General features: G+C 63.8%; 11 protein-coding genes and 2 tRNA genes. 5 read left to right on the forward strand and 8 right to left on the reverse strand.

Translation table 11 applies throughout. The features are described 5' to 3' along the window. Positions 1–965: 965 nt before the first annotated feature. The 3 genes from ACFDS3_RS15560 to ACFDS3_RS15570 form a co-directional block, all read right to left on the reverse strand. A complete protein-coding gene (locus tag ACFDS3_RS15560; RefSeq protein ID WP_375263273.1) occupies positions 966–1,265 on the reverse strand; it encodes an antibiotic biosynthesis monooxygenase family protein in 300 nt (99 codons plus the stop codon). A 149-nt stretch (positions 1,266–1,414) separates the two neighbouring features. Then, a tRNA-Val gene (locus tag ACFDS3_RS15565) sits at positions 1,415–1,489 on the reverse strand. 79 nt (positions 1,490–1,568) lie between these two features. Beyond that, positions 1,569–1,910: an HU family DNA-binding protein gene (locus tag ACFDS3_RS15570; RefSeq protein WP_375263274.1), complete on the reverse strand. Its 342-nt coding sequence runs from the start codon at positions 1,908–1,910 to the stop codon at positions 1,569–1,571. 226 nt (positions 1,911–2,136) lie between these two features. Here ACFDS3_RS15570 and ACFDS3_RS15575 point away from each other — a divergent pair, with 226 nt between their 5' ends. Beyond that, positions 2,137–3,051: a 5'-methylthioadenosine/S-adenosylhomocysteine nucleosidase gene (locus tag ACFDS3_RS15575; protein WP_375263275.1), complete on the forward strand. Its 915-nt coding sequence runs from the start codon at positions 2,137–2,139 to the stop codon at positions 3,049–3,051. A 46-nt stretch (positions 3,052–3,097) separates the two neighbouring features. On the opposite strand, the gene lon is transcribed toward ACFDS3_RS15575, so the two are convergent. Together lon and ACFDS3_RS15585 are read right to left on the reverse strand one after the other, a co-directional pair. After that, entirely contained in the window at positions 3,098–5,503 is a 2,406-nt protein-coding gene (gene lon / locus ACFDS3_RS15580; RefSeq protein ID WP_375263276.1) for an endopeptidase La, read from the reverse strand. 159 nt (positions 5,504–5,662) lie between these two features. Continuing rightward, on the reverse strand, positions 5,663–6,220 hold the full coding sequence (locus ACFDS3_RS15585; RefSeq protein WP_375263277.1) for a hypothetical protein: 558 nt from the start codon (positions 6,218–6,220) through the stop codon (positions 5,663–5,665). A 146-nt stretch (positions 6,221–6,366) separates the two neighbouring features. Here ACFDS3_RS15585 and recJ point away from each other — a divergent pair, with 146 nt between their 5' ends. The 4 genes from recJ (at position 6,367) to ACFDS3_RS15605 (ending at position 9,382) form a co-directional block, all read left to right on the forward strand. After that, the gene (gene recJ / locus ACFDS3_RS15590) at positions 6,367–8,097 is read left to right on the forward strand and encodes a single-stranded-DNA-specific exonuclease RecJ (RefSeq protein ID WP_375263282.1); all 1,731 of its coding nucleotides are present in this window, start codon (positions 6,367–6,369) and stop codon (positions 8,095–8,097) included. Positions 8,098–8,188: 91 nt separating this feature from the next. Next, positions 8,189–8,263 (forward strand) — tRNA-Glu (locus tag ACFDS3_RS15595). A 75-nt stretch (positions 8,264–8,338) separates the two neighbouring features. After that, positions 8,339–8,641 carry a hypothetical protein gene (locus ACFDS3_RS15600; protein WP_375263278.1) on the forward strand — a complete coding sequence of 101 codons (303 nt, stop codon included), beginning with the start codon at positions 8,339–8,341 and terminating at the stop codon, positions 8,639–8,641. A 45-nt stretch (positions 8,642–8,686) separates the two neighbouring features. After that, the gene (locus ACFDS3_RS15605) at positions 8,687–9,382 is read left to right on the forward strand and encodes a hypothetical protein (RefSeq protein ID WP_375263279.1); all 696 of its coding nucleotides are present in this window, start codon (positions 8,687–8,689) and stop codon (positions 9,380–9,382) included. A gap of 35 nt (positions 9,383–9,417) precedes the next feature. Here the strand turns inward: ACFDS3_RS15605 and ACFDS3_RS15610 are convergent, their stop codons facing one another. The 3 genes from ACFDS3_RS15610 to ACFDS3_RS15620 all read right to left on the reverse strand — a co-directional run. Then, positions 9,418–9,630, reverse strand: coding sequence for a hypothetical protein (locus tag ACFDS3_RS15610; RefSeq protein ID WP_375263280.1), 213 nt, complete (start codon positions 9,628–9,630; stop codon positions 9,418–9,420). Positions 9,631–10,109: 479 nt separating this feature from the next. Continuing rightward, complete coding sequence (locus ACFDS3_RS15615) at positions 10,110–10,259, reverse strand: hypothetical protein (protein WP_375263281.1); 150 nt, start codon at positions 10,257–10,259, stop codon at positions 10,110–10,112. Between the two features lie 51 nt (positions 10,260–10,310). After that, positions 10,311–10,467 (reverse strand): transposase (locus ACFDS3_RS15620; RefSeq protein ID WP_375263283.1); only part of this gene is annotated, 157 nt, incomplete at its 5' end.

Genomic DNA, 10,467 nt, shown 5'->3' on the forward strand with positions numbered 1-10,467 from the left:
TCCAACCCCCTCGTTCAGCCGCGCCATCCTCGCGCTACGCTCCAGAGGGGGGGGGGGGAGTGAAGGCAAATTTGCCGATGCGACCAAGGCCGCTCACCGCTTGATTTTTTGGTGATGCAAGAGGCTTCCCACGGGCGGTTTAGGTGACGGCGTGTCGTAGCGAGCGGCGGTGCATTAGGTCGCAAGGCCGGTTCGACAAACCCTTGCTTCAGTTGCATAAATTCCAGAACGCCTGACTAAGGGCAAGCGCTTCCCTGGCCGCGCTTCCGCCGTGTGCTGACGGATCAGGAGTGTTCCAATGAGCGCTGACCTGATGGCCAGGGACGGTGAAACACTCCGGATTCGCGGCACGGTCACAGACGTTGAAGACCGCCGGCTTTCCCCAGGGCGCGCCGGAAGATATCAAGTTCAGCCCCTCGGTTAAGATCCCGTTCCCCTCGAGAATCGACAGGACCTGCGGCTTTCTGCGGCGGCCAACCGCGAATAGCTCGAACAAAATTTCCCGATAAGATAGCGCAAGATCGCTTCGACGAAGATCAAGCACGCTGAGTTGCCGGTGCATATGAACAGGACGCGGAATCGACGCATCACCTTAGGCAGGCTCGTCGCAGAAAATCGGAGCGGTCGTCCCGCACAACATTCGCCCAGAAGCCCGACTGATTTATGGTCCCATCTGTGGTCTGGAGGGTTCGCTTTTGGTCACGCCGATCACGGACCAGGCCCGTGTCGGCCTCTTCCCGAGTTCGCCCGGGGGTCCGCCTCCCCTGGCGAGGCCATGGGGGAGCGGATAGCGGCTTGATTCGCCAGCGTGGAACTTCGAGCCGGAGCGCCGCCCCAATTTCACGGCAGGAAGCTGCGACGGGAGCCGTCGGACCAGAAGGCGAAACATTGCTCAGACTCCACAGATGGGCCAGGGCCGAAAGCCGATTGGCGGCAAGCTTGCTTGGACGGACGGCCAGAGCGGGTCAGGTCAGGCTCTGGATGCTTTGGAACACCTCAAGCTGCGGAGGGCCAAGATACAGGTCGGTTTGCGGCCGCACGCCGGAATGCGCCTTCCGGAATGCGTCGGACCGGGTCCAGGCCTCGAACGCTTCGCGATTCTCCCACACAGTATGACTGGCGTAGAGGGTGTGGCCCTCTTTCGCTTCTCCCTTCATCAGGTGGAAGGCGAGGAAACCTTCAACTTCCTTCAGATGACTGTCGCGGCTGGCCCAGATCTCCTCGAAGGCGCCCTCTTGACCAAGAGCGACTTTAAAACGGTTCATTGTCAGATATATGCAGAGCTTCCTTGAAGTGGGCTGGGAACGTGTCGGACGGCACGAGTTCATTGTAGAGCGTTCGGGCGCGCGCGACAGAGGGACCTGAAACGACAAAAGCGCGCTCCCGGTGGGAACGCGCCATTTTATACGAATGATGGTGGGCGGTACTGGGATCGAACCAGTGACCCCTTCGGTGTGAACGAAGTGCTCTACCGCTGAGCTAACCGCCCGGTGGCGTGCTCTGTAGCCGCCTGCCTGAAAAGGTGCAAGCGAACAATACAGGGGCGCTCTCTACTTTTTCAGCGAAGGTCAGGCAGACGGCGCGTCAGGGGACTGTTCCGTGCCCGGCAGTTCTTCGGTCTCTTCCAGTGAGGGAGCGGAGCGGCGCAGTTTAACCGTCATGGCTTGTCCGTTCGGCAGGGTCTTCTGCTTGACGGTCCGAGTCTTGCCAAAGGGCTGCAGGTTCAGCTGCTCGCCATCGCTCAGGGATTGTCCCAGCACGGCCAGCGTCGCCTCGACCACGGGCTTGACGTCTTTCTTCTTCAGGCCGGAAACGGCAACAACACGGTCGATCAGCTCGGGCTTCTTCAGTTCTTTCGTGACGGTCGGAGTGGTGTCCTCGACGATCTTCATGTCGGGTTCGCTGGTCATGATGAATCCCACTTTGGAACAGGAGGTTTCTTTTCTAGAGCCGCAATCAGACGATTTCGCGACGAGGTCCAGCCTCTTCCGTCAGGTCGCTGGCGTCTTCCCGGAATCCAGTGCCTCGCGTAATTTATGAGCACAGCGGTGTCGTCCGCGTATCGACCAGCGCCCGAGATTGACGGCGCGCTGCAGCCTGCGGAGCGTGCGCCAGTCACACAAGCCTGAGGACTTAATGAACGCGCACACCTCCATCCATATCGCCGTCGGCCTTACCGCCTGCCTTGCCGCCACGCCCCTTGCCGCGCAAGGGATCGACGACACGCCCCGCGTTGCCGTGATGTCAGCCTTCGACCCCGAATGGGAGGTCCTTCAGAAGGGCCTCGGCAACGCCGAAACGCACAACATCAACGGCAGCCCCTTCATCACCGGCATGATCGAAGGGCAGGACGTCGTCCTCGTCCTGTCGGGCGTGTCCATGGTGAACGCCGGGATGAACACGCAGATCGCGATCGACCGGTTCAAGATCGAGAGCATCGTTTTTTCCGGCATCGCCGGCGGCGTGGACCCCGAACTCGCCATCGGAGACGTGGTGATCCCCGAGCAATGGGGCGAATACCTCGACGCGATCATGGCGCGCGAAACTGCGGTTGGCTTCGTGATCCCGCCCTGGATGTCGTCTGACTTCGCGCCGATGGGCATGCGCCACGTCCGCAACCAGACGGTGCTGCGCGAGGGGTTGGCCGAGTCCGAAAGCCGCTTCTGGTTCCCGGTAGACGAGGACCTGCTGGCAACCGCCCGCGAGGTCGCCGAGGACCTGTCGCTGGACGAATGCGCGTCAGAGGGCGACTGCCTCAGCGAAGCACCGCAGATCGTGGTCGGCGGAAACGGCGTTTCCGGCGCGGCCTTCGTGGACAATGCCGAGCTGCGGGAATGGGCATTTGAGACGTTCGACGGCCGTGTGCTCGACATGGAGTCGGCGGCCGTGGCTCACGTTGCCTGGGCCAATGACGTGCCGTTCATCGCCTTCCGATCCCTCTCGGACCTGGCCGGCGGCGGTGAGGGCGAGAACGAGATGAGCACCTTCATGGGAATCGCCGCGGGCAATTCGGCGAAGGTGATGCGCAGTTTCATGGCTGCGCTCGACTAAGCGCCCGCAACAGGAAAGGGCGCCCGAAGGCGCCCTTTCCGTTCGATCAGTGCGGCAGTTGCGCCGCGTTACCGGCGCCGGCAGAACGGGCCGCGCGCTCGGCGTCGGCCGCCTCTTGCGCTGCCTCGTCCCATTCGACGGGCTCGGGCTGGCGTACCAGCGCGTGCTTCAGAACCTCGTTCACGTGGCCGACGGGGATGATCTTCAGCCCCTCCTTCACGTTGTCGGGGATGTCCGCCAGATCCTTCTCGTTCTCCTTCGGGATCAGCACCGTCTTGATGCCGCCACGAAGAGCCGCGAGGAGCTTTTCCTTCAGGCCGCCGATTGGCAGCGCGTTGCCGCGCAGCGTCACCTCACCTGTCATCGCAATGTCCTTGCGCACAGGGATCTGGGTCAGCACCGACACGATCGAGGTCACCATCGCCAGACCGGCCGAGGGACCGTCCTTGGGCGTCGCGCCCTCCGGCACGTGGACGTGGATGTCCAGCGTGTCGAATTTCGGCGGCTTCACCCCGATCCGGGGCGAGATCGACCGCACGAAACTCGAGGCCGCGTCGATGGACTCCTTCATCACGTCGCCCAGCTTTCCGGTGGTCTTCATCCGCCCCTTGCCCGGCAGGCGCAGCGCCTCGATGTTCAGAAGCTCGCCGCCGACGCTGGTGTAGGCCAGCCCCGTGACGACGCCGATCTGATCCTCTTCCTCGGCCAGACCGTAGCGGTGCCGCGGCACGCCGAGGTAGTCTGACAGGTTCTCGGGCGTGACGACCACCTTCTCGACCTCTTTCTTGACGATCTGCGTCGTGGCCTTCCGCGCCAGCTTGGCAAGCTCGCGCTCGAGGTTCCGCACGCCCGCCTCGCGGGTGTAGGTGCGGATGATGGCCGTCAGCGCCTCGCCGGTGACCTCGAACTCGCCCTTCTTCAGGCCGTGGTTCTCGACCACCTTGGCGATCAGGTGACGCTTGGCGATCTCGGCCTTCTCGTCCTCGGTGTAGCCGGCCAGCGGGATGATCTCCATCCGGTCCAGAAGCGGCCCCGGCATGTTGTAGGAGTTCGCGGTGGTCAGGAACATCACGTCCGAGAGGTCGTATTCCACCTCGAGGTAGTGGTCCACGAAGGTCGAGTTCTGTTCGGGGTCGAGCACCTCGAGCATCGCCGAAGCCGGATCGCCACGGAAGTCCTGGCCCATCTTGTCGATCTCGTCGAGCAGGATGAGGGGGTTCGTGGTCTTCGCCTTCTTCAGCGCCTGGATGATCTTGCCCGGCATCGAGCCGATATAGGTCCGGCGGTGGCCGCGGATCTCGGATTCGTCCCGCACACCACCAAGGCTGATGCGGATGAACTCGCGCCCGGTGGCCTTAGCAACCGACTTGCCAAGCGACGTCTTGCCCACGCCCGGAGGGCCGACGAGGCACATGATCGGCCCCTTCAGCTTCTTCGAGCGCTGCTGGACGGCGAGATACTCGACGATCCGCTCCTTCACCTTGTCGAGCGAATAGTGATCGTCGTCGAGCACCTTCTGCGCCCGGTTCAGATCCTTCTTCACGCGCGACTTCTCGCCCCACGGGATGGAGAGCATCCAGTCGAGGTAGTTGCGCACGACCGTCGCCTCGGCCGACATCGGGCTCATGTTCTTGAGCTTCTTCAGCTCGGCATCGGCCTTCTCGCGCGCTTCCTTGGACAGCTTTGTCTCGGAGACGCGCTTCTCCAGCTCGGCGATTTCGCCTTCGCCGTCCTCGCCGTCGCCCAGCTCCTTCTGAATGGCCTTCATCTGCTCATTCAGGTAGTATTCGCGCTGCGTGCGCTCCATCTGGGACTTCACGCGGGTCTTGATCTTCTTCTCGACCTGCAGGACCGACACTTCGCCCTGCATCAAGCCATAGACCTTCTCGAGCCGCTGCGAGATGTCTAGCGATTCCAGAAGCTCCTGCTTCTGCGCCACGTCGACACCCAGATGCCCGGCCACGAGATCGGCCAGCTTGGCCGGATCGCTCGTTTCGCCGACGGCGGCAAGCGCCTCTTCGGGAATGTTCTTCTTCACCCGGGCGTATTTCTCGAACTCTTCACCGACGGACCGCAGCAGTGCGCTGACCGTCTCTTCGTCGCCCAAAGTCTCGTTCAGCTCCTCGGCCTCGGCGTCGAAGAACCGGTCGTTCTCGACGAACTCGGTGATGCGCACGCGGGCGCGGCCTTCGACCAGAACCTTCACGGTTCCATCGGGCAGCTTCAGCAGTTGCAGGACGTTGGCAAGGACGCCGGTCCTGTAGATGCCGTCGGTATCGGGATCGTCCTGGGCCGGGTCGATCTGGCTCGCCAGCAGGATCTGCTTGTCGTCCGCCATCACCTCTTCGAGCGCACGAACGGATTTCTCGCGACCCACGAAAAGCGGCACGATCATGTGGGGAAACACCACGATGTCGCGCAGCGGCAGGACGGGATAGGAATGCTCGGTCATCATGTTATCCTTCTTGGCAAGGACCACCTGCGCCCCGCTTCGCGGCAACGCCCCGGGTCCTCCGGTGACGGGGACAGATGTGGGGGCTGAACGCCCGTTTCGCAAGCTGGTCCCGTCGGGCGATGCAGACTGCCCAAGCGCCACGCCGGGCGCAAGCCGTCACTCGGGATTTGCGGGCGTCATGTAGGCCACGCCGGTCATGAACAGCAGCGCCTCGGCGCTCGCCAGTTCCAGCTCGGCGATCTTCAGGACGCGGTCGTCGAAATAGGGGATCAGCGTGACGGTCCCGCCGGCGCTGATCCCGTCGGTGTCGGGAATGTGGGCGACGAACTGCGGCAGATCCTCGGGACCGCAGGGCGTGTCGGACAGAAGATCGGCCAATTCCTCGTTCCGCGTCACCTCGAGCAGTTCGTCCACCGCATCGACATCGTAGATCGGCGCATCGGCCAGTTCGAGGGGAAGCGGCTGTCCCTGCAAGCTGTCGAGGAACGGCGATTCGATCCGACCGGCCCTTATGACGAATGCCGCAGGTTCGGGCACGCGAAAGTAGCTGTCGGACGATGACTCGAGGCTGATCTTCTCGTGCGAGGTCCACTGCCCGTCGATGGCCGCCAGGACGGTCTTGGCGTCGCGAACGCCGCAGAGGCTTTCAGCCGCCGCCGGACCGATACCCAAGAGGCAAACCGAGATCACGATCTGAGTAGCGCGCTGCATCATGGGCAAAGGCATACGCCCCGTGGACGCCGGTGCCAAGCGACCCGCGGCTCGCGCCCTTCCTTGCGGCGGAACTCCGCGATATGGTGGCGACGCACCCCAGACGAACGAGATATGCCGTGCCGCGCGACGAGATCACACGGGCCTTCATGGGCGTCGAGAGCTCCCTCACCGGCCGCCGGTGGATCGGCCCGACAGCCGAGGACGACCGCCTCGCCGAAGCGATGTGCCAGGAGACCGGCCTTGCCGATCCGGTGGCCCGCATCCTCTGCCGCGCCGGCATTCCCCCGGACGGGGCGGCTGATTACCTCGCGCCGTCAATCAAGGACCTGTTGCCCGACCCGCTGAGCCTGCGCGACATGGGCCGCGCCGCCGAGCGGCTGCTGCAGGCCGTTTCGCGGCGCGAAAAGGTCGCTGTCTTCGGCGACTACGACGTGGACGGCGCGGCCTCGTCGGCGCTTCTGCTGACATGGCTGCGCGAGTTGGGAATCGAGGCGACGCTCTACATCCCCGACCGCATCGACGAAGGCTACGGCCCGAACGAGCACGCTATGCAGGAGCTTGCCCGGAGCCATGACCTGATCGTCTGCGTCGACTGCGGGACCCTGTCCCACGACCCCATCGCAGCCGCAATTGGCGCGGATGTCGTCGTCCTCGACCACCACCTGGGCGGAGAGACCCTGCCCGACGCCGTGGCCGTAGTGAACCCCAACCGCCAGGACGAAAGCGGCGGTCTGGGCCACCTCTGCGCCGCCGCTGTCGTTTTCCTGCTGCTGGTCGAGGCAAATCGCCACATGCGCAACGCGGGCAAGCGCGGACCCGACCTGATGGCGATGCTTGACCTGGTGGCGCTTGCCACCGTCGCTGACGTTGCGCCGCTGATCGGCGTGAATCGCGCGCTTGTACGACGCGGGCTCGATATCATGCACCGCCGCGCGCGACCGGGCCTTGCCGCGCTGGCGGACATCGCGCGACTGTCGGTCGCGCCCTCCGCCTATCACCTGGGCTATGTTCTCGGCCCGCGGATCAACGCCGGTGGCCGCGTCGGGCGCGCTGACATGGGGGCGCGCCTCCTGTCCACCACCTGCCCGCACGAGGCTGCCTCGCTGGCCGAACGGCTCGACCAGTTCAATACCGAGCGTCGCGAGGTCGAAACAGCCGTGCGTGACGCCGCCCTCGCCCAAGCCGAGGCGCGAGGTCTCGACGGCCCACTTGTCTGGGCCGCCGGCGCAGATTGGCACCCCGGCGTCGTTGGAATTGTCGCGGCACGCCTGAAAGAGGCGACCGGCCGCCCCGCTGTCGTGATCGGACTGGCAGACGGGATCGGCAAGGGATCGGCGCGATCCATCGCCGGCGTCGACCTGGGCGCCGCGATTCAGCGCGTCGCGCAGGAGGGACTGCTGCTCAAAGGGGGCGGTCACCGCATGGCCGCCGGCTTGACGGTGGCGGAGGTCCAGATCGAGAACGCCATGGCCAGGCTCGGCGAGCTGCTTGCACGGCAAGGCTCGGCGGCGGGAGAGGCGCGCGGCCTTAAGCTCTCGGGCTTGCTCATGCCGGGCGCCGCCACTGCCGAACTCATCGACGAGATCGAGCGCGCCGGCCCCTTCGGCCAGGGCGCCCCTGCCCCGCGCTTTGCCTTCCCCGATTGCCGCATTACCTCGGCCCGGCGCGTGGGCGAGAGCCACCTGAAGATCAGCTTCACCGACGGGATGGGGCCGCGTCTGGACGCCATCGCATTTGGCGCCTTCGACGGCCCCTTGGGTCCCGCGCTCGAAGGTCATGGAGGTGCCCGCTTCCACCTCGCAGGAAGGCTCGAGGTCAATCATTGGCAGGGTCGCGCACGTCCTCAACTGCGGCTCGAGGATGCCTCGCCAGCCTGATCCGAACCTTCCGCAAGGTGAAGCAGATTTCCTGCAAAATCCCTCTTGCACGCCCCCGCGGGTTTCCTTAGACAGCCCCTCACGACAGCACGGCCCGTTCGTCTATCGGTTAGGACGCCAGGTTTTCAACCTGGAAAGAGGGGTTCGATTCCCCTACGGGCTGCCACATTCCCTTCAAAAAGCCTATTTTGTTGGCCTTCCCGCCCCCGAGTGTCCCACGATTTTCGGGGCGTGGGACACCTTGGATTTCGAGTGCCTGCTGGACGCGCTCAAAGCCGCTCTCGTCAAAGCGTGCGCAATCAACATCGGCGACATGGGGCGCGGACAACTTCACGTCGCTGTGCGACAGTCGAGCGGCGATCTCAAAGACCGGCGCGCCCGCGTGTGCGAGCTCGTGTGCGGTCGCTTTCCGGATTCCGTGTTGGGATCGGGTGGCCTTCTTCACCTTCTTCTTTTTCTTTGTCTTCGGATCCTCCTCTTCGACAAGCATGAAGAGGCCTGCCGCGATGACCCACTTGCGGATGCGGTTATCCAGCGAGCCTGACGAGGTGAATGGTCGGCCATCATCGTTGACCAGAAATGCGTCGTCGTGGACGTTGCTCCCTTCGAGTTCCTCGGCAAATTCCAGCACGAGCGGAACCTCGACCGGCTCCGAGCCCTTCTTCTTCGGCTGCCATGCAAGATACGCTCGGCCGTTCTTGAGCTTGATGTTCCGCGGCCCGATGTCGTGTGTGTCGCCGATCCGACCCGCCATGTTCTTCACGAGCCAGAACCAACATCGCGCCATCGTGCCGGGTTTGCGGCACTCCAGGAACTTCACCTCATCCTCGGGCGTCCACGGCGTGGCCCCGCCTTTGCCCTTGTGAGGGCTGGGGATTTGGAGAACCGCAAGTGCCTTGCAGAAGCCTCGCGGCCTGCCCCACTTGTATGCCGCCTTCAGCGCCTTCAGGGTGTTCTCAGCAGCGCCGGTCTCCTCGCCGCACGAGTCGAGGATATGGAAAAACGCCTCCTCGGGAAGATCGACCTTCATCGAGCCAAGCCGGACCTTGCCCTTCTTCACGTTGCAGGCCTTTTCGAGGCCGCGCGTGCGGCCGTCGACGGTGACCTTCTGGAGATCGCCGCCGGTGAGCATCACCTTCATGGCGGCGACATATTTTATCCGGAGATTGTCGAGCGTCTTCGCGCCAACCTCGATCGAAGGCTTTCGCTCATATTTCCTGCCCTCTCGCGCCGCCTGGTAGGCGTCGTCGAACTCCGGGTCAGCGAGGCGTTCCTGCTGCCGTGAATTCCGTGCAAAGGCCGGATAGTCTCGGTCGAGCTTCATTCTTGAACGTCATCCCATGCTGGTGGCTCATCGTCGCGTAGTCCCTCAGTGTCGGCAACATCCGCCGCGGCCGACGCGACGGCGCCTACGGCCTCAATAGTGAACGAACCATCCGCCTCGACGCGAATAACGCCGGGCTGCACTCCACACGCGATCATCGCGCGGAGAACGTTTTCGACTTTCGATTGTGAGGGGGTGGCGGCGGGCATGCGACTTCTTCTCGGTTACAAGAAGAAGGGTCGGTTCGAAAATTTTTTCCGAGAGGCTGCCTTATCACGAATGCGTGATGAGCTATCTCGGCTTCAGGATCGTCAGCGACGCTTGAGGTATCCTCGCACGTCCCGAAAGGTCTACGACGAGCGGCGCGACCTGCAGGCCATGCGGACCACCTTCAACACGAAGATGGTGGCGCGGTCGGTGCCGGACGCTGCCCGGCGCTATCTCATGGGCCATCGGAACGATGACATCGGCATCGTGAACTATCTCCCCGGAGGGCTCTCGCTCGCGACGCTGAAAGCGTATGTGGAGCAGGAGCAGCTGGACCTCACCATGGTGACGCAGCGCTTCGACGCCGCGTCTGAGAGCGCAGGAAGGGGCCGAGACCGGCGGCGCGGGACGGCGTCGCTCTATCGGCATAGAGTGAGATCCTGCGCGATATGGGCCGAGGGTTTCCCCTCGGCCAAATGCCTCAACTGCGGAGTTGCCGAGCAATACGCTCCGCCTCCTGCCAGTTGCGCAGATTTGCCAGCCGCTCTGCAAGGTTGCGCAGCGCCGATCGGAGCTGGATCAGAGCGATGCCCACTTCGGACATCGCCGGCTCCTCGTGGCCGACCGACATGTCGTGCTCGTCGTGGACGTATCTCGTCGTCCTCTCGCCTAGGCTCTGGACTCATAACCAGAAGATGACGGTAGCGGCGAGGGCGATGGCCGAGAGGAAGACTTTTGGGCTTCGGTCATAACGCGTCGCCACGCGCCTCCAATCCTTCAGGCGTCCGAACATGATTGCGATCCGGTTGCGCTTTCGGTAGCGGCGCTTGTCGTATCTG

It is taken from the genome of Palleronia sp. (assembly GCF_042089775.1).
Classification (GTDB): domain Bacteria; phylum Pseudomonadota; class Alphaproteobacteria; order Rhodobacterales; family Rhodobacteraceae; genus Palleronia.